A 25,615-nucleotide genomic window follows, 5' to 3' on the forward strand; every position below is an offset into this window, starting at 1 on the left:
CCATAAACAGTTTAAGTTTTTATACTGTCTTATGCAGGACTACCATTTGCTAGACCTTTTTTAATAGATTTTTTGATAGATCTTTTTTGATGTATGGTTTTTCAGGTTTTATTTTCTTTTCTGACAGGCAGGGTCTGCCCCCCATGAGGCATGAGGTGAACCTTTGCGTCGGGATTTTCCGAAAGGACAGCAGACAGTGCGTCCTGTACACTTGCCATAGGGGTAAAGAATGCGGTTCTGGCTTTTTCTTCAGGAAGCTTTGAGACCAGGTAAAGCTTGAATTTCTTTGCGGCTTTTGCAACAATCGCACTCTTGTGGCCTCCGAACTCGAAGCATTGCTTGAAACGTTCTATTGCATCTTCCGGATTTTTACACTCCATGTTCCAGCACTCATAAACCTGATTTCCTATTCCTTCTGCACATTCCGCTACAAGGATAATCGAACCGCCATCCTTCACAGCCTGGGTTGCGTTGTCCAGAGCCTTGTTTGCCTGGTAGAGATTGATGTCTTTAGGATAGCCTCCGCAGGAAACGACTACAGCATCTGCAGGTTCTACGGGAACTTTATACATTGCATCCACAATCTCTACCCCTTTCCTGTGGGCTTCGATAAAATCACCTGCAACTGCAGCAACAATTCCTTTCTTGCTGTCAAGCACAACATTAAGAATAAACTTCAGGCCGAAGACTTTTGCAGCTTCCTCCATATCCTGCCTGACAGGACTGTCTACCCTTCCGGAAACCGCATTTTCATCTATCATCATTTTATGGTTGGTAAGCACAGCTTCCTCGGAGCTGACACCGGGAAGTACGGACTTTGCTCCCCCGCTATATCCTGCATAGTAATGGAACTCTATTCCTCCAGTTCCAATAACGAAATCAGCATCGAGAACTTCCTCAAAGATATCAATGGGAGTGCCACGGCTGGTTGTTCCTATCCTTCTGCATCTGGAAGTATCGTGCTGTATGCAACGGGTTTTTTTGTAGATATCTTCCCCAACCAGTTTCTTTGATTCTTCTTCAGTTTGCTGGCGGTGGAGTCCGAGAGCAAATATAATAGTAATGTTCTCATCCTTTGCTCCACCAAGGTAAAGCTCTTCAAGTAAAGGAGGAAGAATTTTTGCTGTAGGAGTGGGCCTGGTAACATCGCTTACGATAATTGCAATCCTGGACTTTGGGTTTACAATCTCGGAAAGTCTCCTGCTCTTGATAGGATTCTCGAGAGCTTTCCTGATTAAAAGACCTTCATCTTCCTTTTTTTCGGGTTCTGAAGGCAGGATCAGGCTGGAAATATTTTTTTCAGGGATATTCAGCTCAGAAATCCCATTTCCGAAAGCAAGTGGAATCTTTTTTATATTTGTCATCATGTTCATGCCGATGATTTCGTATTGATAATATAAAACCATATAGGTAAACAATATTAAGGATTAAAATTGTGATTTAAACTTCAGTCAAACAAACAGTACAAGCTTTACAGGTCTATTTCTTTTTGCACCTTTGTTTACCTGTTATCTCACTTCCGGACAGGTAGAGTCCACCCTCCATCGGGTACTATGTGAACTTTTGCCTCAGGATTCTCTGCAAGAATATTTTCAAGGGCTTCCTGTACGCTTTTTGCTGGAATGAAGAAAGCTCTTCTGCTTTCCTCTTCGGAAAGTTTTGAAACAATATAGAGTCTGAACTGTTTTGCAGCTTTTGCAACGATTGCGCTTTTATGTCCTCCGAACTCGAAGAACTGCTTAAATCGTTCTATAGAGTCGTCCGGGCTTTTGCATTCTCTGTTCCAGCATTCATAGACCTGGTTTCCAATTCCTTCTGCACACTCAGCTATGAGTACAATCGAGCCTCCTGTTTTCACGGCAGGGACAGCATTTTCCAGGGCTTTTGTTGCCTGATAGAGGTTGATGTCTTTGGGATAGCCACCGCAGGAAACAATTACTGCATCAGCTGGCTCTACGGGCACTTTATACATGGCATCTACATATTCTGCCCCTCTCCTGTGAGCCTGGACAAAGTCCCCGGCAACGGCGGCAATAATTTCTTTTTTGCTGTTAATTACCACGTTCAGGATAAAATCAAGACCTGCAGTTCCTGCAGCTTCTTCAATATCTTTCCTTGCAGGGCTGTCGATTCTACCCGAAAGGGGTTCTCCTTCGAAAAACTTGCTATAGTGACTGTGGAATGAAAGTACGGCTTTTTCCGAACTGACTCCAGGAAGGATGGACTTACCCCCTCCGCCATAACCTGCATAATAATGGAACTCAATTGTTCCGGTGCTGATAATTAGATCTGCATCCAGAACTTCTTCAAAGACCTCAGTCGGAGTCCCAAAACTCGTTTCCCCTATGTGCCTGCACCTGTCTTTATCGTGCTGGATAAATCTAATACTTTTGGAAATATTCTCACCCAGGAGCTTTCTGCACTCCTCTTCAGTCTGCTGGCGGTGAAGTCCGAGAGCAAATACAATAGTGATGTTCTCGTTCTTTGCTCCACCAAGGTAAAGCTCTTCGAGTAAAGGAGGGAGAATTTTTGCTGTAGGAGTGGGCCTGGTAACATCGCTTACGATAATCGCAATCCTGATTTCAGGGGTTACAATCTCCGAGAGTCTCCTGCTCTTGATAGGATTCTCGAGTGCTTTCCTGATTAAAAGAGCCTCGTCTTCTTTTTGTTCAGGTTCTGAAGGCAGGATCAGGCTGGAGATATTTTTCTCAGGGATATTCAGCTCAAAAACCTCATTTCCGAAAGCAAGTGGAATCTTTTTTATATTTGTCGTCATGTTCATGCCGGTGAGTTCATATTGATAATATAAAACCGTATAGGTAAACAATAGCTAAAGTATGTGTTAAATGCGATTTAAATCTGTGCTTTAGAGCCGGAATCAGATCGTTTGAGAATTTAGAAAACACTGTTTTTTAACTTTCACTGGCCATTTTCACTAGTCTTGACCACTCTTCTATTACTTTTTATTATTTCAATAAAATAAAAAAGTTCATTGCAAAAAAATAACGTATCTTTGGAAAATGCCCTGAGATGCTCCCGGGCACACTTATTAAAGAAAATTTCCTCTAAAATCTAGTGCTAATTGAAAACCTCATAGTTGGGGGAGTTTTTTGGGAGATAAAACAATATTAGTTATAAGGATTAGAAATGCTCAAAAAACCGGAAACTAATTCAAATATATCTTTTGAGCAAATAACTGTTTAAGCAGAATAATGCGCTTAAAAACTACTTTACTTAAAATAGATCCCAAAGTCTCTAAAAAAATAAGAGGAAAGCCTACAGGAGCTGTTTCTGAAGACTGTCGAATCAAAAGCTATAAAAGTTCTTAATGAATGTAGAGATAATTATAATTAATTCTGGTGGTTTAGTGAGGAATTTCAGTCGTCTAAAAACGTTCACTTTCATACTGCTTATGTTAATATATCTGTTAACCGGAGAAGCACATGCATCCCTTGATACAGATAGTTCAGAAATGATTGAGAATACTAATCAGGGTAGAATTGTCCTGTTTTCACAGAACTACTCTGAAGTAAACGGTCTTCCAGCCAATGTCTTTATCGCGAAGGTTCATAGAGAAGAGATCTACGATAAATTGTATTCAAGTATATATGCAACGCAAGAATCAGAATTATGTTTTGATAATACTTCAAACGGACTGAAGTATACTAATATAAGAGATTCTCCTTTAATCCCATGCAGTCTGCTGCCAGGTATTGATGTCATTTCTTGTTTTGGAATCAATGAATACCTGGGACATTATAGAAGCGATCTGGATATTTTTACCTTTTGTAAATGTACTGCTGTCCCTATAATTCACTACCTCGAAGAACCAAGACAGGCAGGAGCTCTGTATGTATGCAATCTTACACCAATGGTTAGATGTTCTTATGAAGTTTCAATGGATGTAGACGCTGATGACCCTGAGAGTTTTGTTGAGCTGGACGGTCCGGGTTCAAGGATAATAATTCACGAGATCGATAATCAGATCCTGCTTAAAAGCTATTATAGAGATCCATCTGGAGAGCTCAAACATGAAGAAGTTATTCTTGGTGACGCATCAGAAAGAGTAAACTTCAAAATAATCTTTGATGGTTATAACAAAACAAATGCAATTTACGCAGAAGACGGCAGTTCCATAGTCACCCCATTCTATAATCTCGACAGGCAAAAGCTGCCTTATATCGATTTTTCAAACGGATATATCAAATTCACGACTTTTATCCTTGGAGAAGGGACTTACCTTGATGTTGATTTATACAACATAAACCAGACAGCGGAAAGAAAGTTCATAACTGCAATCGGGAACAGCAGGATAATCCCGTTCGGACTTGACGGACCGATGAATGGAACTGAAGAAGGAATTGATTACCTGAAGAGCAAGGGATATAGAGGTACTCTATGGTTTGATAAGGGACTGCTTGAGAAATCCAACGAAAGAGAGATTAGTTACCTGCGCAGCCTGGTCGCTAACGATTCATGGGAAGTTGGCATACACTATACAAAGGAGTTAAACAACCTTCCTCTTGAAGAAGCATACAGAGTAATGAATGAAGAGTATTCATACGTATACGAAAAAGTGGGCAAAAAACCGACAAACTGGTGCTGCCTTAGAAACCGCGATAACCTTACACATGCAATTTATGCATACGACAACCTGGGAATGACCTGGAGAAACGGAGACGCAGCAATTCACGCAGAAAGGGATGTCGGAAACCTGTACGATGATACATGGGAATGGTGGGAGCCAGCATCAAAAGCAGGCATGTCCTATCCGGTGTTCTCCCATCAACTCGATGTAGAACCTGCAATAAAGTACTCAATCAGCCGCTCAAAGTTCCGGGAATGGGTTGACAACTATTACGCAAACAACATGACCGTAGTGTCGTTTTATGAATACAACCAGATAAGCCGCAACACATACGATGCAAACTTTGGAAATCTGCAGTACGATGAGAACCTGCTTTCATTCGACGCACATACAGATGGGTTCAAAGCTCATGTGAACATAAACATAACTGCAGGAAACGACACACAGGTCTACGATACTACCCTTGAACAGTACCTTGATTACAAAACCGAACAGGACAGGTCAATTACTTTCTGGGTTGAGGACGGCCACAATTATAAGGTGTATATAAACAAATTAGACTAATGTATAAAACCCAACCGCGGGAGGCACGAAATAGCAAAGGAAGGTATAACCTGTTCCCTTCGTATTGAGCTTTCCGGGGTTAACTCTTTTATTATGTAAGTGCATTCTCTGTTAGCCTTTTTTTCTTTTCCTTTATTTTTCTTTATTTTCCTTTATTTTCTTAAATACGATATAAATGAAGTATAACAGCCAGCATATCTCCAGTTATAACAGCCAATAACTTCTAATTCTAAAGGTCAACAAACTTCTACTCCTAACAATTAGCACACTTCGAACTTTAACAGTCAACGTACTTCCCTAACAGCTGCCGTGCTTTTAATAAATTGTAAATAATTCCTGCACTGATACTATTAATGACTGCAAACCTTCTTACCGAAAAATCTATGTCATAATAAAAATATTTATACATAACTGAATGGAGGGGGTTTCCTGACCTGTGAGGTAAGAAGGAGAAAGGAGTAGCAGTTAACCGGGGAGTAATAACAATGGACAAAGAAAGAATTTCCTATCACGAGTCCGTTCAAAAAATGTATGAGCGGATAAAGAAAGATAATATGACAAATGTTTGGGATCGTTATGAGGCTCAGGGAATAGGCGGAGTTCCGGACAGGAGATGCACTTTCTGTATGGCAGGAGCCCGCTGCGACCTTTGTTCCAACGGCCCATGTCGTTCGGACGCTGAAAAGGACAAAAGAGGAGTCTGTGGGATCACCGCTGACGGAATGGCAATGCGGATGATGCTCCTCAGAAACGTAATGGGGGCTTCGACCTATCACTATCATACCGACCAGACTATACGGACTTTGAGAGAAACCGCAAAGGGTAAAACCCCCTACAGTATCAGAGAACCTGAGAAACTGAGGACATTTGCAGGCAGGCTCGGGATAGAAACCCTCGGAAGTGATTCCGAAATTGCCCTTAACCTGTGCGACTTTGTGGAAAAGGACTTCAGCAGGCCTGCATACGAGCCAAGCAGGATTGTTGAGATACTTGCCCCTCCCGAAAGAAAGAAAAGGTGGGAAGAGCTGGGAATATTCCCGGGAGGGATCTACGGGGAGATGATGTTTTCAACGAGCTCCTGCCTGACAAACGTTGACGGATACTACGCGAGCCTGGCCCTGAAAGCTATGCGTCTTGGAATTGCGATGGCATACCAGAGCCAGATCGTAAACGAATACTGCCAGGATATCCTTTTCGGAATCCCAAAACCTCATATGATGAGGGTTGACCTCGGGGTGCTCGACCCAGGGTATGTAAACGTACTTCCGAACGGGCATGAACCTTTCCTGGGCTTTGCCATGGTTCAGCTCGCAAGAAAACCTGAATGGCAGGAAAAAGCAAAAGCAGCCGGAGCAAAAGGACTGAGGATCATTGCCAGCATAGAAACCGGGCAGGAAATGATCCAGAGGTGGGAGGAAGACGATGCTTTCTACGGTTTTACCGGCAACTGGATTTCCCAGGAGGCTGTGCTTGCAAGCGGGAGTGTGGACCTTTTTGCCGCAGACATGAACTGCTCGCTTCCGGTAGCTCCTCTCTATGCTGAGAAATACGGGTTCAAACTCATGCCCGTAAGCGAGCTTATAGCTTTTGAAGGGATTAACGAGCGCCTGAACTATAACCCTGCGGAAGCTGGAAGACAGGCAGCAAAACTCCTGAATATGGCAATCGAAAACTTCAAAAACCGAAAAAGCTCGGTAGAACCCGTATCAAATCTTCCGGTAAAAGAAGCAGTCGTTGGTTTTTCAACCGAGAGTATACTTGATGCCCTGGGAGGTACCCTTGACCCGCTCCTTGATGCTATAAAAAGCGGTGCGATTAAGGGAGTAGTCGGGATGGTCTCCTGCACTACGTTAAGGGACTACGGGCAGGATGTACACAGTGTTGCCGTGGTAAAAGAACTGATTAAAAGGGATATACTTGTCCTGTCCATGGGCTGCGGGAACGGAGCTATGCAGGTGGCAGGCCTCTGCTCCCCCGAAGCCAGGGAGTTTGCAGGAGACAGCCTGAAGGCAGTTTGTGAAGCCCTTGGAGTCCCTCCCGTACTCAGCTACGGGACATGCACCGATACCGGCAGGCTTGCCGACCTTCTCGGAGCCATCTCCGCAGTCCTGGGAGCCCCTGTCCCTGACCTCCCGGTTGCTGCCGCAGCTCCCGAATACATGGAACAAAAAGCCACAATCGATGCCATCTTTGCCCTGGCCCTCGGGCTCTATACCTATGTGAACCCTGTCCCGACCGTCACCGGGGCACCTGATCTGGTCAAACTGCTAACCGAGGACTGCCGGGAAGTTACAGGCGGGATACTGAATGTGGAAAAGGATGCCGTTAAGGCAGCTGACGGGATAGAGCAGCACATAATGGAGAAGAGAAAGAAGCTGGGGATCTGAGAGCGGGACTTGAATACGGGATCTGAGAGCAGATCTTAAGAATTGGAGTCTTGAAAAAAGAGGTTTAAAAAACTCATACTTATCCAACCTCTTTTACTTTCTATTTTTAAGCTAAATGAACCGGAACCTGAGAATCAAAGTTCAATAAATTCTCCCGGTTCCAGGATAACTACTTTCGTGTCAACTTTTGATTCCACAGCTTTCCTGAACTCTTCAGGATCCTGCCTGATGACATCAAAGGTGTTATAGTGCATTGGCACGACAATCTGAGGCTCGATCAGTTCCACGGCTTTTACGGCTTCCTTTATGCCCATGGTAAACCGGCCTCCTATGGGCAGCAGGGCGATTTCGGGTTCGTAAAGTTCCCCGATAAGCTGCATATCCCCGAAAACCCCCGTATCTCCTGCATGATAAATGGAATGCCCGCCAATATCTATCACAAACCCTGCCGGGCTGCCTCCGTCGAAACTGAAACAGGAGGCATCAATTGAGGAGGAATGAAGCGCATGAGTCATGGTAAGGGCAACGCCTTCCACTTCCATTGTACCTCCTTTATTCATGCCTTCGGCAAAGACTCCCTTCGATTTGATATAATTTACAACCTCGTGGATCGAGATGATCCGGCAGCCAGCCCGGGTTCCGATCTCGATGGTATCTCCAAGGTGATCACGGTGTCCATGAGTCACAGCTATGATATCGGGATTCAGTTCTTCAGGAGTGCAGGGAGCTTTCGGGTTTCCGGTAATAAAAGGGTCGATCAGTAATTTCTTTTCGGCTTCGAACAAAAATGCAGCATGCCCAAGCCAGGTAATTTTTAAGTCAGCCATCTCTTTGCCTCTTCTCCTTATGTTTTGTCAGAACGTAACAATGCGTAATGTAATTTTCGATAATAATCGGATAATTATTATACAACACACTGTTCAGGCTACATTGGTCAGGCCGGTATCAGGAGCATGCCGAAAGGCGAGTACAGAATAATATTATACAGAATAATATTAATATCTGCCCTTAAGTGTAATCAGGTAAGAATGTTTGAGTGTAACCGGATGAAAATGAAAATCAGCCTTGTAATTCACGGACCCGAAGTAATCGATTCGGGAGAAGCGAAAATAATTTTAGAAAAACTTTCCTGCCTCGGCGAAGTGAAAGCAGAGCTTGGCGGGACCATGGGGAAGGCGGCTGTCATTGATGCAGGGCTTGAAAAAATCATAGATACAAGCAGGCATCTAAAGCCAAGCGCCTGTATTGAATTGTTTTTTGAGACTGCAGACCTTGTTTGCCTGCTGAACAAAGGAAAAACTTTTGAAACCGGCAGAATCTTCGGATCAAAGGTTGCTTCTCGCCTGAAAGAACCTGAAAAGAAACCCCTGATCCAGATCGAAAGCCCTGGTTGCTCCTTCGGGAAACTCATTCCTCTGAACAAAAGAGCCGACAGCTGCATTGAAAAGCTCTCCAAGACCCTTGAGATTCCTGCAGAAAAACCTCTGCCTTTTCACGACGCAATTTCAATACAAAACTGCTCGAATACCGGAAAAAGCCGCACTATCAGAGAAATTGCAGGAGTTCTTCCCGGAGAAAATATCTTTGTAAACGGAATCGTAATTGGAAAAGCCCTGTCTTCAAAAATAAGAATAATCTCCGAAAACGGTTTCATTACCTCAATCGAAGGCGGAGAAATAAAAGAACACGGGCTTGAAAAGCTCCACAATTATGAGAAAAGGAATCCTGTTGACCTTGCCGGAGCCTGGATAAAAAGCGGGGATATCCGAAGAAGCAGTTCCTTATTCCCGGATGCCCTGAAACAAAACGCCAGTTCCCGAAAATCAGATTCTACTTTCCTGGCAGGAGCAGGAAAAGTTGTGCTTATAGACCACACCGCCGAAAACACTTTTGAACTGGCTGCCGGAGCTAAACTTGCGGTTACGGTTGGAGATGATACTACAGCCATAGCAGGCGATATCCTCTACAGGCTCGGGATTCCGATAATAGGGATCACTGACGGAGACTGCGATAATGTTACCTGTGAGCCAAAAACCTTTCCTGGATCGGTTATTCTCAGGCTGGTGCCCGGAAGCGACGATATAGTGGGTGAGAGGGTGAAGCAGGAGCTCTTGAACGGACAAAACTCAGCTATTTTTGAGAACCTTTTAGCCTTTAAAGAAGATGTGCTGAAACTGGCAGAACCATCAATAGAGGCTGTTTTTGAATATTGAGAACTTCTGACCAAGATAACCTTACTCGCTTTACCGGGTCATTCACTTCTCCTTTTTGTGAGGGGCCGCCAGACAAGCTGGCAGAGGCACACTATAGTCCATAAGAAGAATACGGCTACGTGGGTCAAGAAAATAGTTCTCAGGCAGACAGGCTGCAACCTGTTCGGCTTACGGACAAAATAGATAGATAATGGAGACAACATAGATAGAGACGTTTAAAGGGAAAAAATACTTGGTTAAGATAATTTTCAGATAAAAATATAACAGAAATTATAGGTTCAGGGGGAAGGACTTGAAGCTTAATATCGAAACTTCCAGGCGCATAGAGCTGATAGATATCACCTCGGATATACAGGAAGAAGTCAGAATAAGCGGGGTACAGGAAGGCGTATGCATAATAAGTACAAGGCATACGACTGCAGGCATTATAATTAATGAAAACGAAAGCGGACTCAGGGAAGACATTCTGAATCTGCTGGACAGTCTCGTGCCTCAGGGAGCCGGGTACAGGCACGATAGAATCGACAATAATGCTGATTCACACCTCAAAGCCGTACTGCTCGGATCAAGCGAAGCCCTGCCGGTTGTACAGGGAAAACTGGAACTCGGTACCTGGCAGAGTATCTTTTTTGCCGAGATGGACGGACCCAGGCACAGGACAGTAAATGTGACGATTTTAAAGGCCGAGTAATAGCATAAAAGCTGGTACAAGTTGCGGATAGAACAATAAAAGAGTAAAAAAGTAAGAAAAGTAAAAAGAAAGTCCTTAAAGGTTGTCTGAAGAGACTGCCTGAGAGGGTCTTCCAGCTTTACTGAAATCGTCCAGACGGGTCTGTTTTTTTCTGCATTTCTCGCCAGGGATTTCTACAGGATACTCGCCTGTAAGGCAGCCAATGCACATGTCGTTCTTATCGCACTCAAGAGCTCTCATTAACCCATCAATACTGAGATACCCGAGAGAATCAGCGCTTATTAGCCCTTCGACCTCTTTTATGGTCTTGTACGAGGCGATAAGTTCCTGCCTGGTTGCCATATCGATCCCGAGATAACAGGGAGCAATAATTGCCGGGCTTCCGACCCTTGCATGGACTTCCGAAGCACCTGCTTTCCTGACCATATCTATGATACGTCTGGAGGTTGTGCCACGGACAATGCTGTCATCGACCAGGACCACGCTTTTGTCTTTGACGTTGTCCTGAATGGCGTTCATTTTAAGCCTGACTGCAGTTTCACGCAGGTCCTGTCCCGGAAGAATGAAGGTACGCCCTATATAACGGTTCTTCATAAGCCCTTCTAGGTACATGATTCCGGATTCCCTTGCATAGCCTATTGCCGACGTGATTCCCGAGTCAGGGACAGGAGAAACGATATCTGCATCTACCTGGTGTTCACGGGCAAGTTCCCTTCCGATCCTTTCCCTTACTTTGTAGACAAGTTTGCCGTCTATGACAGAGTCGGGCCTTGCAAAGTAAATGAACTCAAAAACGCAGTGTGCCGGATGGGGCTCGTTTGTGAGCTGGTGGCTCTCAAAACCTGAGCCTGTAAAAACCATAACCTCGCCCGGTTTGACATCCCTGACAAGGGTGCCGTTCAGAGTGTCTATGGCTACGCTTTCGGAAAAGACTCCATATCCGCCGTCAACCTCTCCGAAACAGAGAGGCTTGAAACCGAAGGGGTCCCTGACAGCATAGATAACACCGTTAATGAAGATAACAAGAGAGTAAGAACCGACAAGCTTGCGCATTACATTCCTGATAGACTCGATGGGGTCGTGTTTTATCAGTTCTTTCACAAGCAAATGGCCTATAACTTCGGTATCGGAATCGCTGATAAAAATCCTGCCTTCGTTTTCCAGCTCGTCTTTAAGTTCTCTGGCATTTACCAGGTTCCCGTTGTGAGCAATAGCAACTGTTCCACCCTTAAAGTTCAGGATAAAAGGCTGACAGTTTTCAATTTTTGACCCGCCAGTCGTGGAGTAGCGGACATGCCCGACTCCTGCATTCCCGATCAGACGCCCAAGAGAATCCTTGTTATATACATCAGGTACAAGCCCCATTCCTTTAATAGAAAGCGGACAAGTGCCGTTATGCACCATTATACCTGTTGATTCCTGTCCTCTGTGCTGGAGGGCATAAAGGGCATAGTAAAGCTTGAACGCGACAGCATTTGATATGGGTCTGTCTCCAGGGAGGATTATGCCTGCAACCCCACATTCTTCTTTCAATTTTGACCTCCGGTGCAGGTAAAAAATAGAGAAAATTGAGCAGGCAGGCTTAGTATTTGCACTTTGCCTGCCATTTGTAAGTTCTCATGCGGGATGTTTTTCCAAAGCCGCATGAAGTACACTGTTTTGTATGCACGTTTAATGAAACGCTGCCGCAACGCCTGCATTTGGCGTGGGTGCGCTTCTGCCTTTTTCCCATTGATGCCGTACCTTTACTCATTCCTAAATCTCCTGATAAAAATCAATTATGTGATATTCGATAATTCGAAGCGATTTCGTTTTTCTGAATTCATCTCAGTCATACAGATTATGCTGCTCACCGAGGTTTAACGATAATAGATGAAGTGCTTGATATAGATTACGGAGATACGTATACGACGTTGTCACCGCGAATAACGACACTGCTGAATTTACTTACGACTTCTCCTTCTCTTAGTTCCTCAGCATTGTCAAGCACGAGATTCATGTGAATATCGTATCCTTTCAGCTCGCCCCTAAACTCACGTGCGCCTTTCAATCTAACTATTACAGGTGTGTCCAGTGCGTTGTTCAAAATATCCAGAGGTCGGTTTGCCATCCTTACAATCCCCTTAAAACATTATAAATCAAGTCATTCTCTATATCAATATAAATAGTTAATCCAGACTTAAACTGATCGCCGCGCTTAAGTATTTGATTATTTGCATCAAAGTCGCAAATACAATATATAAATGTATCGAAGAAATATCTTCAATTCAGTTTTCAATTTATAAACGAACGCAAAATATAAGAAAAATGCTATTTCTGAAGAAAAAACACTATATTACTGAAACGCTTTCACTTAGCTCTCTCTGGAAATGGTTCTAAAACTCCGTTAAACAACGCTTTTAGAAAATGAATTTTCATAATATCAAAAAACTTCTCTATAGCCCGGTTTTCCGGAGCAAATCCTTAAAAAGATCATTTTCTTCGAAAGTCAGATGCCTGAAATCTCTTACTTTCCAGATAGTCCAGAAAAGGAATCCAGAAAAGAAAACGAGAATCAAAAAGAGGAATACAATGACAGGAAAACCCCCAGTGCTAAAAACACCTATTGTAATGACTATTGCAGGTTCGGATTCAGGAGGAGGAGCAGGAATTGCTGCTGATCTCAAAACTTTTGCAGCATTAGGAGTCCACGGAACCTGCGCCATTACTTCCGTAACAGCCCAGAATACCACAGGAGTTCTTAAGGCATTTGACCTTGCCCCTGAAGCTGTTGCGAGCCAGATTGAGGCGATCTGTACGGATATGGATATTAAATGGGCAAAGACCGGAATGCTAGCCTCTTCAGAGATAGTAAAGGAGGTTGCAAAGCAGGTAAAAAAATACAGGCTTTCCCTTGTGCTTGACCCTGTAATGGCTGCTGAAGCCGGGGGAGATCTCCTGCGAAAAGAAGCTCTTTCAGTCCTTACTGAAGAACTGTTGCCTCTCTGTAAGGTTACAACCCCAAACGCTTCCGAGGCAGGTACACTTGCGGGAATCCCGGTCAAATCGCATGAAGACGCAAAACTTGCGGCAAGGAAAATTGCAGACCTTGGGGTTGAAGCTGTCATTATTACCGGAGGGCATATCGACGCAACTGATCTCCTCTATGAGTCAGGCACAGATAGCTTTACCCGCGTTCCGGGCACTTTTGTCAAAGGAGGAACACATGGTTCGGGCTGTACTTATTCTGCATCAATAGCTGCCTGCCTTGCATATGGGGACAACCTGGAAACCGCTGCTAAGAAGGCAAAGTTGTTCGTGGAACAGGCGATTGTAAGAAGCGTACCTGTTGGACAGGGAGTGGGACCTGTAAATCCCCTTGGGAAGACCCTTGAGGATAAGGAACGCTACCTTGCTCTGAGAGAGGTAAAAGAGGCAGTTTCAATTCTTGCAGACAACCCTGAGTTTGCAGAGCTCATTCCTGAGGTTGGCTGTAATATAGGAATGGCGATTCCAAGCGCCAGAACTTACGAGGACATAGCGGCTGTAGAAGGCAGGATAGTGAAATATGGGGGAAGGGGGAAGCCTGTCGGCTGCGTTAGTTTTGGAGCCAGCAGATACGTAGCAAGCGTTATTTTTGCAGCGCTTCGCGAGAAGCCTGACATTAGAGCTGCAATTAATGTAAAATACTCGGAAGAAATCCTTGAAGCCTGCAAAGAAATGGAACTTGGTATCTCTTCTTTTGACAGAGCTAAAGAGCCAGGAGATATCAGCGCCATGGATTGGGGGACTTCTGAGGCAATAAGAGAGTACGGAGGAGTGCCTGAAGTGATCTATGATAAAGGAAAAGTAGGCAAAGAGCCTATGGTCAGACTCCTCGGCAAAGATGCTTCAGAGGTGGCAAAGCTTGCAGTGGAGCTTGCCAGAAGGATCGAGTAACAGCCAGTAGAAGGCTGGCAGTTTTTTATTCCCATGATTCCAAGTTTCAATACTGTTTTACTACTTTAGTTTCTATAAGGTATAAAAGAGAGGTTTGTAGATCATATATGAGAAACGGATAACGCTTAAATACATCAAAGTGCGATTTTGTACGGAAACGCTGTGAGGAGATTTTTATGGAGCAGACAAAGATTATTCTTGACGAAAATGAGATGCCGAAGAAATGGTACAATGTCCTTTCCGATCTTCCCTCTCCAATTGACCCGCCTCTGGACCCCAGAACCTGGCAGCCCATAAGCCCGGATGCTCTTGAGCCTATTTTCCCAAAGGCACTGATCAGGCAGGAAATGAGCAGTGACAGGTATATTGATATCCCCGAGGAAATACTCGATGTTTACAGGCTCTGGAGACCAAGCCCTCTATTCAGAGCTCACCAGTTGGAAAAAGTCCTCAAGACCCCTGCAAAGATATATTATAAGTACGAAGGAGTTAGCCCTGCAGGCAGCCACAAAACAAATACCTCCATTGCCCAGGCTTACTACAATATGAAAGAAGGCACAGAAAGGCTCACAACCGAGACAGGAGCAGGGCAGTGGGGAAGCGCACTTTCTCTTGCCTGTAATTACTTTGACCTCGAATGCAAGGTCTATATGGTCCGTTCCAGTTTTTACCAGAAACCTTACAGGAAATCCCTTATGACACTCTGGGGAGGAAATGTTGTGCCTTCCCCAAGCCCGGATACGGAGTTCGGAAGGAAGATCCTGCAGGAACAGCCTGATACCCCCGGAAGCCTAGGGATTGCAATTAGTGAGGCTGTGGAGGATGCAATAGCCCACGATAACACAAAGTATTCCCTTGGAAGCGTGCTCAACCACGTTGTGCTACATCAGACCGTAATAGGAGCCGAATGTAAGAAACAGCTCGAGCAGGTCGAAGAGTACCCTGATGTGGTCATCGGGTGCTGTGGCGGAGGAAGCAACCTGGGAGGAATCGGGCTTGAGTTCATAAAAGACAGGCTTGAAGGAAAGAACAATGCAAGAGTGGTTGCAGTCGAACCCTCAGCCTGCCCTTCCCTGACAAAAGGGGAATACAGGTATGACTTTGGGGACACTGCCGAGATGACGCCTCTTCTTAAGATGTACACCCTCGGGCACAAGCATGTGCCTCCTGCCATTCATGCCGGAGGACTTCGCTATCACGGCGACTCTCCGATCATAAGCAAGCTCTGTGCAGAAGGGCTTATGGAAGCTGTTTCATATGATCAGAAAGAGGTTTTTGATGCAGCTGTTCAGTTTGCCAGGACAGAAGGAATAGTGCCTGCACCTGAATCTTCCCATGCTATCCGCTGTGCAGTTGATGAAGCTCTTGCAGCCAAACAGACAGGGGAAGAAAAAGTTATTCTCTTCAACCTTAGCGGACATGGGCACTTTGACATGACATCCTATGACAAATATTTCAGTGGAGAACTTGACTGACCCATCGTAAGGATAAAGAGATTTTATTAAAAACCCAAAAACACGAAAAAAGTAAAGCCTGAGGTACACAAGCCAAGATAAGAGCTGAGTTTTCAGGCTAAAACACGCAACTGAAGAGTATAGAACAGGGATGCCTTCAGGCATCTCTATATTTCAGATGTTTAAAGAATTTATTTTTTACAAATCAAGAGGTTTCCTGTTCAGGATATAATGGATCATCTTCTGATTGAGTTTGCTTTCTCGGATTATCTTCTCTGTGATTTTGTCGTTGGGAACTCCTTCTGCTTTCATATTTCTTATTTTACTCATAACTGAAGGAGGTACGGTGTAATATTCGTTTATGTCTTTTCTATGACCCCAGACATCTCCTTCAAGCAACTGAATTTTTTGCATTTCCAGAAACATCTCCATAGACTTTGAGATAGTCCGCTGATATGAGTTCGGAAGCTGGACTATTTCGAGCTTGGGACATGTTTCAACAAGCAAAAAGATATCCTTATTCGAAGGCCTGAACGCAAGATGAATTACCTTTTCGTTCGGGTTTAAGGAGAGAATTTCATCTCTTGAACTTACAACTCTTATTTTCATACTATTCCCCCGACCCTAATTAAATAGTGAATGAAGTTTATTAGACTGCAATATTTAAATATTTTTCTATGTTTTTTGGCATTTTTAGAAGCAGTTGTTTTAGAATGTTTAAAGAATAGAAATCAGTAGAAGTAAAGTTAGAATTAAGTAAATAAGTATAAATAAATAAGATCTCTAAAACTAAAATATTTTTTTCATATTGTTGCCATAAATATAAAAAGTAAGTTTTGAATTTATCTCAATTTTTCCAGAAGAATACACAGAGAGTTTTCATTGGGAAAAATACCAAAAAAAGAGAAAAAGTATTTCAAGGCTGGAAATTACAGCCTTGAAATCCATCCTGAAAAGAAGATTTCAAAAATATGGAAAACTTTTTAAGACCAGGTCTTAGAAAGTTAACCGTACCCTTCAACCCAATTAGTCTTCACGGGCACAAAATAATAACCGATTGGTCCCGCAAGTAACGAATAGAAGGGAGGCTAATGTGCTTCAGGACAGTTCGGCGCCTTTTCTGCTGAGAATGTAGAGAATCATGTCTGAATTCAGCTTACTTTCTCTTGAAAGCTTTTCGGCAATCATCTCATTTGAAAACCGGTCGGCTTTTAATTCCTGAATTTTCTCAAGAACATTCTGAGAGACATTATAATATTCGTTTATGTCCTTCCGATGGCCCCATACATCCCCTTCAAGAAGATTTATTTTCTGCATTTCCAGGAACATCTCTATTGACTTTGAAACGGTCCTTCTGTAAGATTTAGGAAGCTGTATGGCTTCGATTTTAGGACATGTTTCAGCAAGCATGAATACATCCTTGTTAGACGGCCTGAAAGCAAGGTGGATAACCTTTTCATTCGGGTTTAGGGTAGGAATTTCCTCCCGTGAACTAACTACTCTTATTTTCATATTTAATCCCCACTCTTTATCTAAGAATCAAATCTTTATTTATTTAAAAATCAAATTTTGTTTACGCATTTACATTTTATATACATATCGATTAGCAGAAATATTATTTAGAGGGTCCGTGCCTGAAACGAGTCCTAATAGCGTCAGCATGTGCCTGTAGACCTTCTTCCTCAGCTAATGCGATTACAGTTTCTTTCAGACTTTCAAGTCCACTCTTGCTGATTTTCTGAATACTGGAATATTTAAGGAAGTGGTTTATGTTCAGACCGGAGTAAAGCTTCGCATATCCTGCTGTGGGGAGCACGTGATTGGTGCCGGAAGCATAGTCTCCGACCGGAACAGGAGCATAGTTCCCTATAAAAATCGATCCGGCATTTTTAATCCTGTCAAGCACGAAATCTGAATCTTCTACCATAATTTCAAGGTGCTCCGGAGCAAAATTGTTACTGAAGTTAATACACTGCTCGAGAGAGTCTGCAGTCAGGACTGCCGCATTTTCAAGAGAAATTTTTACAATCTCACTTCTTGCAGTATTTTCAGCTTGAACAAGCACTTCCTGTTTCACAGCCTCTGCGAGAGTTTCCGAAGTTGTCACAAGCACAGAGACCGCATTTGGGTCATGTTCTGCCTGGGCTATGATATCCGAAGCAGCCATGGCAGCATCTGCAGACTTATCTGCTATAATAAGGACTTCACTCGGACCTGCCGGGAAGTCAATCTCGGCAATATCCCTTACCTGCATTTTGGCAGAGGTTACAAAAACATTTCCGGGACCAACAATTTTGTCCACCTTCGGGACAGTTTCGGTTCCGTAAGCCATTGCTCCTATTGCCTGCACGCCTCCGAGCTTGAAAACCTTATCTGCCCCTGCAACCTTTGAAGCAGCAAGCGTAAGAGGGTGAACAGAGCCGTCAGCCCTCGGAGGAGTGCACACGATAACCTGCTCAACTCCTGCGACCCTGGCAGGAATTACTGTCATCAGCACGGTAGATGGATAGGAAGCCCTTCCTCCAGGAGCATAAGCACCCACACTCTCAAGAGGTGTTGCCTTCTGTCCAAGGACAATCCCTGGCTGAAGTTCCATAAACCAGGTAGTCTCAGGCATCTGCGCCCTGTGGAAAGCCCGAATGTTTTCAGCTGCAATTTTAAGGTGTCCCAGCAGTTCAGGACCGATTCCTGAAAGGGCTTCTTCAAACTCTTCTTCGCTTACTTCGAAATCTGCAAGTTCAACTTTATCAAACTTCTTTGTATATTCCCTGAGAGCGGCATCTCCTTTCATGCGCACATCGGAAAGTACGGCAGAAACGGTTTTTCCCACATCTGCAAGCCCGGATCCCCGGGAAATTAACCTCTGCATTTCAGCTTCCGAAACATCAGACAATTTTTTGAATAACATGTGACCAACTCTGAGATTACCTGGTAAAACTGGATACAAACTGATCCCGATAAGTTTGGAATAAGTCTGGTATAAACTTAGAATCTGATATTATCTGCTCTCATTAAATCCCTGATCTCATTTAATATTTTACCCTGGCCACTGCAGAAATAAGCAGAAAGGTAAGAAAATAATGGTTATTCTGAAAAGAGCAAAGTTCAATAGAATTTAATTAAAACTTCATAACCTGTACAACCATACTCGCTATACCGAGTCATTCTTTTGTGGAGAGCCGCCAGACAAGCTGGCGAAAACGTTTGATTTAATTGTGAATTTAAAACCTTTTCAGCGCGGAGCAGGGCAGGGAGAGAAAACTGAAAGTTTCTTCTCCGAATTCCGGAATAGAGAAAATAATTAATCCAAAAAAGCAAGGAATTAAAAAATAAAAAAGAAAGACCAAAAGAACCTATGTCATAAAGAAAGTCAATAATCACTTATTGTCCTCTGTCTTTCGGGAAAACCTTTTTCCAGGGACTCAATATCAGAGCTTTCAGGCACTGTTTCTTTTCTTCCGATCTGCTTGAAGACCTTTTCAGCAATCTTTGGTCCTACAAGCGTAGCTACCTGTTCAGGAGAAGCCCTTGCAAGGTCTGCTGTGGATTTAAAGCCTGCCTCATAAAGCTTCCTTGCTCTTACACGTCCCACGCTTCTGATATCGAGAAGGTCCATAAGTTCAGGGGCTGCTCCGTACCGGATCCGTTTTTCAAGCTCTGCAGCTTCTTTTGCCCCTTTCAGGTCAAGGAGCCTTGCAAGCTGGGCTGTCACGTGCATAATCCATTCTGCAATATCTGCAGTTGCATGAATGTCTCCTTCCCCTATGCCGAACTTTAAGCAGATCTCGTTTTCAGGTTTTTCATGGATCCAGTCCATCAGAAGGAGAGAAGTTTTTACCTCACTCAGGAACCACTCGTATTCGGCGATGTTGAAGGGGTTTGGAACCTTTGAGAACTCGTCTGCGTGGGCCATTACGTAATCGTTAATATCCTGGTAGTCCTGGCTCCGCATATACATAAGGCGCATATCAGGCGTACTGCAAATCAGGTGCAGCAGGGTAAGCTCGGTAAAGGTTCCGGCTTCCCTTAAGCCCTTTGCAATAAGGGCTGCGGAGAGAGGATCAATATAGAGCTTTGATACAAGTTTTCCGAAAACCGTGGAAACAAGGGCATCTGAATCTTTTTCAAGCATCTCTTCCTGCCGCAAGAAGTTCAGGCATTCGTCCACAACCACCGAGAGCCCGAAATTTGAGTACTGAAACGCGAAAAAGGTTGCCTCAAGAAAATCCATGAGCTCTTCTCTTGTCCGGGCAAACCCGTTCGAGATTGTTGAAAGCACATGCGTCCTGAGTGCATTTTCCGTACCGAGCTTGGACCAGATATCTTCGGCTCCGGCTTCAATGTACTTCTCGAAAAGGAAAACGAATTCCTCGTAAGACTTAGCAAGCAGGACAGCTTCTCCGTAAGGGTCAAGCCTTGGCCTTCCTGCTCTTCCTGCCATCTGCTTGTACTCAAGTACCGGAATAGGCTGCATGCCCGCATCAGAAGAATAACGCCGATAGCTCCTTATGACCACACGCCTGGCAGGCAGGTTCAGCCCTGCTGCAAGAGTAGGGGTACTTGAGATGAGCTTTATCCTCCCTTCCCGGAAGCCAGATTCTACAAGTTCCCTCAGAGGCGTGGTAAGGCCTGCGTGATGAAAGGCAGTCCCTGAAAGGACGCAGGCTTCAAGAACTGATGAGACATCGGTTTCACTATTTTCCATGATCTCATTTGCAATACCTGCCAGAGCTTCCCTATCTTCTGCAGAAAGAGTCTTTTTTACTGCAGATGCGGCTTTTTTTGCAAAGCCCATGCAGTTTTTCCTGCTGCTTTCGAAAACAAGGCACTGCCCGCCTTCCTTAATTGTATCAAGCACAAGGTTTATGGCCTCGTCTTTTGTGGGCTTATAAACAGGTTTCTCTTTGTCCTTGCAGTAAAAAGTTCCGTTAAAAAATACCCCTTCCATAAGGTCGGTAGGTCTCCATTCGCTTAACACAAGCCCGGCATCGAGCCAGGCTGCAAGCTCATCGGCGTTCCCTACCGTTGCCGAAAGTGCAAGGATCTGACAGGAAGGGTTCATTCTCCTGAGCTTTGCAAGAGTGACTTCAAGCGTGGGTCCCCTGTCCGGAGAATCGATAAGGTGGACTTCATCTGCCACGACAACCGAGATCTCCTGCATCCAGGCAGTCTCGTTCCTGAGTAGAGAATCGGTTTTTTCCGAAGTGGCAACAATAATATCATTTATGCCGAGTCCTTCATCCCTTCTGTCGTAATCTCCAGTTGAGATCCCGACCCTGATGCCCAGTTCGGAAAACTCCTGGAACCGCCTGAACTTTTCGGAAGCCAGAGCTCTCAGGGGCACAATATAGAGTGCCTTTCCTCCTGCAAGTATGGACTTCAACATCGCAAGCTCTGCAAGCAGAGTCTTTCCGGAAGCCGTAGGGATTGCAGCAAGCAGGTTTTTCCCTTCAAGTAAGCCCTTTTCAACAGCTTCCGCCTGTGGAGGATAAAGTTCAAGAATCCCGGAATTTTCGTAAAAGCGCTTTATTTCATCAGGCAGGTCGAGACTTTCTATCTTCATTGAAAACCAGAAACTCACACATAAGATAAAAAACTATTTTAAAACAAAACTATTTTGAAACCGCAACGTCAGTGCCAGAACTGTCTTTCTTCAAAAGGTTGAGACTCCCTTTTTAAGGGAAATCCTGAGTTTTTGAGGATATTGAAGAAAAACCAAAAAAACTCTGGATTCTGTGAATCGTTATCTAGTGGATCAGTCCTTAGCTAAGTAATAATAGTTTCCGCTTTCCTTCTGCTCCCGATCAAGTCTTGAGCCAAGGTTGTTTACGCGGGGGCGCCTTGTCTCTTCATCCCTGCGGAAAGTAATACCGAGGTTTTTCAGGAACCTGTTCATGCCGCTTTCCATACTGAAAGGCCCGTGGGCTTCACCGTATATTGAGGGCTTGCCTTCAAAAACAAGGAGTCGCTGGCTGAGCATATCTATCATGTAAATATCATGATCAACCACCATAGCGGTTTTCTGGTTATTTTCGGCAAAACGGTTGATGACCTTGGTGACCATGGAACGCTGCTCAACGTCCAGGTGGGCACTTGGCTCGTCAAGGATATAGAGGTCGGCTTCCTGGGAAAGGCAGGCAGCAATTGCGACCCTCTGCAGTTCTCCACCACTGAGGTCAGTAAGAAGGCTGTCATAGATTTTCTCAAGCTGGAGAGGGTTTGAGATCTCAACCTCATAGTAGCTTGTCCCGAACTGCTTTGAAATACCCCTCAAGAAGTCCTGGACACTCACAGGAGTATCGGCTTTTATGTACTGGGGCTTGTAGGATATTTTGACCTCGATTCCGGGGTCTCCCTCGTCCGGCTTTATTTCTCCTGCAAGGACTTTTACGAAAGTCGATTTTCCTATCCCATTAGGACCGACTATCCCGAGAACCTCTCCTTCGCGCAGGTTTCCTCCTGTGGCTTTGAGTGAGAAACCTTCCCCAAATTTCTTTGAAAAGCCGTTAAAAGAGATCATGGACTTAAACTGGGCGTCTTCCCTTGGAGGATGGATCTCAAACTTGATGGATTCGGGACGGATCCTGATGTTTTCCTCAGGGAGGTAGCCTTTCAGGTACTGATTGATCCCGACACGCACACTTTTCGGAAGAGTAACCACACCAAAACCTGCAGGTTCACCATAAGCTATGTGAATTACATCTGTAAGCATGTCAAGAAGTGCAAGGTCATGCTCGACCACAAGCACTGCCCTGTCCTTTGAAATTTCCTGGATAAGGCGGGCTGCATTAATCCTCTGGTAGATATCAAGGTAAGGGCTTATTTCATCAAAGAAATAGAACTGGGCATCCCTTGCCGCACAGGCAGCAATTGCAACTCTCTGCAATTCCCCACCGCTCAGTTCCGTGATCTTTCTCTCGACAACACTTCTCAGGTCAAGGTAGTCGATAAGCTCATCCAGGACCCCTCTTTCATCGGTTTTCTCAAGCAGTTCCGAGGTCTTGCCTTTGAAAGCTTTGGGGATAAGGTCAACATACTGAGGCTTCTGAGAAACCTTTACCTTTCCGTCCACAACGGCTTTGAAATAGTCATGAAGTGCCGTGCCGGCGTAATGTTCCAGTACCGTATCCCAGTCTCCCTTCCCCTGCCCGAAATTTGGGACCAGGGTTCCTGAGAGGATCTGGACTGAGGTACTTTTCCCTATACCATTTGGCCCCAGAATGCCGGTTACTTTCCCTGTCCTCGGTACAGGAAGCCCGAAAAGGGCAAAGCCATTTGGCCCGTACCTGTGTGTTGGTTCCTGCAGGGCTTCAGGAAGCCCGATAATCATGATAGCATCGAAAGGACATTTATTAATGCATATCCCGCAGCCCACACAGAGTTCTTCTGAAATGACCGGCTTTCCGTCTGCCTCAAAAACAATGGTCTCATCTCCTGTCCTGACTCTGGGACAGTATTTTTCACACTCTTTGCTGCACCTTCTGGGCTGGCACCTGTCTTTGTTAAGTATAGCTATTCTCATATTTGTCCCCGGTTACGTTTTTTTGATTGGATAAAATGTAAACGAATTCAGTAGTATGGAAAATATAAATTAACTTAGTAATGCAGGTTTATTTTCAGTAATGTAGACTCACTCGTGTAAAATCACTGCTGGTTCGATAATATGGCACAATTTCTGATTTCAGTTTTGCGAGTTGCCTTTGTTATTCAATATCGGTTATGAAATACCTGCTCTGGTATATGAACCGTTGGAATGTTGCAGGTGGCAATTATCCCGGTGAAATTCCGGTGAAATTCTTGTGAAAAGCATATAAAAATGAAAATGAAGATTATGAAAAAAAACAGATAGCAAAAGTGCCCGGGTAAAAAGCCCCTTTTTTTAGAGAAGCCTTTTCTGAAGCCCGGGAAAAGATCATTTTTAATTCAGGAGCAGAGTCCAAGTCACAAGGAAAAAGTCCACAACTATAAACTCGACATAAAACCAGTCTTTAAACTTGAATTCTTTGGTATCTATTTTAAGCGGGATATAAATAAGCTTCTGAGCATAATACGTGATTCCGATAACGATCATGAGTATGGCGTACCAGATCCGGTCTTCTCCTGTCCCGTACTGGCTGAACACTATAAACCCGGCAAGTATTCCGAGTATTGAAGCAACAATTGTTTTTATAATACCTTCCCTGTGAGCTTTCTGCTTCTCTTCGGGGGTCTTTTGCTTGGTAAAGCTCTTTTTTTCGGGAACCTCAACGTTTGATGCAGTAGTTTCTACGGAAGTTTCTGTGACTTTTGCGGGTTCCTTTCTGGACTTTGACTTTGGGGACTGTTTACTCAACCTGCATTCTCTCCTGAACGACAATTATCTTTCCCGGAAACATATTGTTAACTGAAGCTGAAAGTTAAAACTCGATTATCAGATTAAAATCATTATATTTAAATTTTTAGAGTTAAATTATTAGGACTGAATTTAAGTGACTTAAATAAATTCATTGCTTAAAACATTACCGATCTGATCTATGGATATCGAATCGATCCCTATTGAATTTAAATGTTTTGAAAATTTTGAAGGTCTGTGCCCTCCTGGATGGTAAACAAGCGTGACTTCAGGGTCGAGTTTTCTGACCATAGCCTCAAGCCCGCAGGCGTCAAGGTGGTCACTTATTTTAATAATTGGATAGGGATAATCCGCACGGCAACTCAACACGTATTTTTTCACATTCCATGGAAGCTTGTCAAGATCCCAGGGAGCCACCACAAAAACCTCATCTTCTCCTCCGGAATCAAGCCCTGCAAGCTCTCCCGCATCTCCAAGCATGCTCCGAGTAAGTGCCCTTGTCCTTGCCTCCATCCGGATTGCGCCATTGTACCCAAAACCCCTCATTAATTCAACCGCACGCTGGGCTTTTCCGAACTCATACGCCCCGAATGCAACAGGCCCGCTTTCAAAAAGGGCGCATTTCATGCTGTCGAGGTCATCAGCAAAGTGACAGGATGGATCTTCAGGGTCACCGTAGTTGGCTTCAGTTATAAGGACATCACAGGGAGGAAGCTTGCTGGCATCTTTAACGTCTCCCGTGACCAGAATTCGTGTCCCGACATCATTTTCCCAGTAAAAAGCAGCTGCTCCGGCAGTGTGTTCTGTAGGGTAAGTTTTTACTTTTGTCCCTTCAACTTCAATCTCATTCCCAAGCCCGCACATGCTGCCCGCATATTTTTTGTCGTGCCTTATTTCAAGGGCAATTGCCGTTTTTTCAGTACAGACTGCCCTCGGTGAGAGCATAGCCGATTTTCCGTGGTGGTCAGAATGGGCATGGGTGATAAGATAAGCATCAGGCTGGGTGTGCTTTCCCGGACTACGAGTAGTATCAATGGAAAAAGTACGTAAGTCTCCTCCGTTGTCCCTGAAACGAACTGAGATATGGGGTTTAAAGTTCCCTCTGGAGTTGCGCTGCCTGAGAGCAAGCACTCCAAGGTCAATTAGTTTTTTAGAAATCACGCCAATCTTTGAGGAGATTACACTTAAGGTATTTAAGCTTAGGGAAAGTGACAGTGCACCTGATGTTTTTACATTCGTAAGAGAAAATTGAAAGACAGGACTTATGGCACTTGAACTGAAAAACGGTAGTATTAAACCATTAAATGTTTAACTTGAAAATTTTAACTATGATATCCAGGTTATTCAATTTCAGGCTCTGTAGCAGAGTGCCTAATAACATAAAAGAAAAAAGATAGCAGTAAGCGTTATTGATGCTACAGGATTTACAAGTCCTTACGCAAGCCACTATTACTCTCAAAGAATTCCC

The 25,615-nt window shown here is 44.1% G+C and carries 19 protein-coding genes; 6 read left to right on the forward strand and 13 right to left on the reverse strand.

Annotated features, from left to right (window positions below):
• Positions 1-101: 101 nt before the first annotated feature.
• A complete protein-coding gene (gene larA / locus MSHOH_RS16270; RefSeq protein WP_048143571.1) occupies positions 102-1,367 on the reverse strand; it encodes a nickel-dependent lactate racemase in 1,266 nt (421 codons plus the stop codon).
• Positions 1,368-1,513: 146 nt separating this feature from the next.
• A complete protein-coding gene (gene larA, locus MSHOH_RS16275; RefSeq protein WP_048141211.1) occupies positions 1,514-2,776 on the reverse strand; it encodes a nickel-dependent lactate racemase in 1,263 nt (420 codons plus the stop codon).
• 696 nt (positions 2,777-3,472) lie between these two features.
• Here larA (MSHOH_RS16275) and MSHOH_RS16280 point away from each other — a divergent pair.
• Both MSHOH_RS16280 and cooS read left to right on the forward strand, forming a co-directional pair.
• Positions 3,473-5,152: a hypothetical protein gene (locus MSHOH_RS16280; protein ID WP_239451020.1), complete on the forward strand. Its 1,680-nt coding sequence runs from the start codon at positions 3,473-3,475 to the stop codon at positions 5,150-5,152.
• A 485-nt stretch (positions 5,153-5,637) separates the two neighbouring features.
• Positions 5,638-7,539 (forward strand): anaerobic carbon-monoxide dehydrogenase catalytic subunit, encoded by a 1,902-nt coding sequence (gene cooS, locus MSHOH_RS16285; RefSeq protein WP_048141214.1) that lies wholly within the window; start codon positions 5,638-5,640, stop codon positions 7,537-7,539.
• A 134-nt stretch (positions 7,540-7,673) separates the two neighbouring features.
• Here cooS and MSHOH_RS16290 read toward each other — a convergent pair whose 3' ends face one another.
• Entirely contained in the window at positions 7,674-8,366 is a 693-nt protein-coding gene (locus MSHOH_RS16290; protein WP_048141216.1) for a metal-dependent hydrolase, read from the reverse strand.
• A 219-nt stretch (positions 8,367-8,585) separates the two neighbouring features.
• Between MSHOH_RS16290 and MSHOH_RS16295 the strand changes: the two genes are divergently transcribed.
• The gene (locus tag MSHOH_RS16295; protein ID WP_239451021.1) at positions 8,586-9,752 is read left to right on the forward strand and encodes a DUF2117 family protein; all 1,167 of its coding nucleotides are present in this window, start codon (positions 8,586-8,588) and stop codon (positions 9,750-9,752) included.
• 292 nt (positions 9,753-10,044) lie between these two features.
• Entirely contained in the window at positions 10,045-10,443 is a 399-nt protein-coding gene (locus MSHOH_RS16300) for a secondary thiamine-phosphate synthase enzyme YjbQ (RefSeq protein WP_048141218.1), read from the forward strand.
• Positions 10,444-10,518: 75 nt separating this feature from the next.
• Here the strand turns inward: MSHOH_RS16300 and purF are convergent, their stop codons facing one another.
• The 3 genes from purF to MSHOH_RS16310 form a co-directional block, all read right to left on the reverse strand.
• The gene (gene purF, locus MSHOH_RS16305; protein WP_048141220.1) at positions 10,519-11,976 is read right to left on the reverse strand and encodes an amidophosphoribosyltransferase; all 1,458 of its coding nucleotides are present in this window, start codon (positions 11,974-11,976) and stop codon (positions 10,519-10,521) included.
• Between the two features lie 49 nt (positions 11,977-12,025).
• The gene (locus MSHOH_RS23050) at positions 12,026-12,196 is read right to left on the reverse strand and encodes a 50S ribosomal protein L37e (protein WP_011032294.1); all 171 of its coding nucleotides are present in this window, start codon (positions 12,194-12,196) and stop codon (positions 12,026-12,028) included.
• A gap of 138 nt (positions 12,197-12,334) precedes the next feature.
• Positions 12,335-12,553: an LSm family protein gene (locus tag MSHOH_RS16310; protein WP_011032293.1), complete on the reverse strand. Its 219-nt coding sequence runs from the start codon at positions 12,551-12,553 to the stop codon at positions 12,335-12,337.
• Between the two features lie 461 nt (positions 12,554-13,014).
• Here MSHOH_RS16310 and thiD point away from each other — a divergent pair, with 461 nt between their 5' ends.
• Positions 13,015-14,361: a bifunctional hydroxymethylpyrimidine kinase/phosphomethylpyrimidine kinase gene (gene thiD / locus MSHOH_RS16315; protein ID WP_048143573.1), complete on the forward strand. Its 1,347-nt coding sequence runs from the start codon at positions 13,015-13,017 to the stop codon at positions 14,359-14,361.
• 176 nt (positions 14,362-14,537) lie between these two features.
• Complete coding sequence (locus tag MSHOH_RS16320) at positions 14,538-15,836, forward strand: TrpB-like pyridoxal phosphate-dependent enzyme (protein ID WP_048141222.1); 1,299 nt, start codon at positions 14,538-14,540, stop codon at positions 15,834-15,836.
• Positions 15,837-16,013: 177 nt separating this feature from the next.
• Here MSHOH_RS16320 and MSHOH_RS16325 read toward each other — a convergent pair whose 3' ends face one another.
• From MSHOH_RS16325 to MSHOH_RS16360, 7 genes are all read right to left on the reverse strand, one after another.
• Positions 16,014-16,424: a DUF1699 family protein gene (locus MSHOH_RS16325; RefSeq protein ID WP_048141224.1), complete on the reverse strand. Its 411-nt coding sequence runs from the start codon at positions 16,422-16,424 to the stop codon at positions 16,014-16,016.
• A 489-nt stretch (positions 16,425-16,913) separates the two neighbouring features.
• Positions 16,914-17,327, reverse strand: coding sequence for a DUF1699 family protein (locus tag MSHOH_RS16330; protein ID WP_048141225.1), 414 nt, complete (start codon positions 17,325-17,327; stop codon positions 16,914-16,916).
• Positions 17,328-17,430: 103 nt separating this feature from the next.
• Entirely contained in the window at positions 17,431-18,723 is a 1,293-nt protein-coding gene (hisD, locus tag MSHOH_RS16335) for a histidinol dehydrogenase (protein WP_048141228.1), read from the reverse strand.
• A 462-nt stretch (positions 18,724-19,185) separates the two neighbouring features.
• Positions 19,186-21,378 (reverse strand): ATP-dependent DNA helicase, encoded by a 2,193-nt coding sequence (locus MSHOH_RS16345; RefSeq protein WP_048141232.1) that lies wholly within the window; start codon positions 21,376-21,378, stop codon positions 19,186-19,188.
• 192 nt (positions 21,379-21,570) lie between these two features.
• Entirely contained in the window at positions 21,571-23,337 is a 1,767-nt protein-coding gene (locus tag MSHOH_RS16350) for a ribosome biogenesis/translation initiation ATPase RLI (protein WP_048141233.1), read from the reverse strand.
• Between the two features lie 396 nt (positions 23,338-23,733).
• Positions 23,734-24,147, reverse strand: coding sequence for an EMC6-like membrane protein (locus MSHOH_RS16355; RefSeq protein WP_048141235.1), 414 nt, complete (start codon positions 24,145-24,147; stop codon positions 23,734-23,736).
• 141 nt (positions 24,148-24,288) lie between these two features.
• Complete coding sequence (locus MSHOH_RS16360; RefSeq protein WP_048141238.1) at positions 24,289-25,308, reverse strand: MBL fold metallo-hydrolase; 1,020 nt, start codon at positions 25,306-25,308, stop codon at positions 24,289-24,291.
• Positions 25,309-25,615 lie beyond the last annotated feature (307 nt).

It is taken from the genome of Methanosarcina horonobensis HB-1 = JCM 15518, assembly GCF_000970285.1.
Classification (GTDB): Archaea; Halobacteriota; Methanosarcinia; order Methanosarcinales; family Methanosarcinaceae; genus Methanosarcina; species Methanosarcina horonobensis.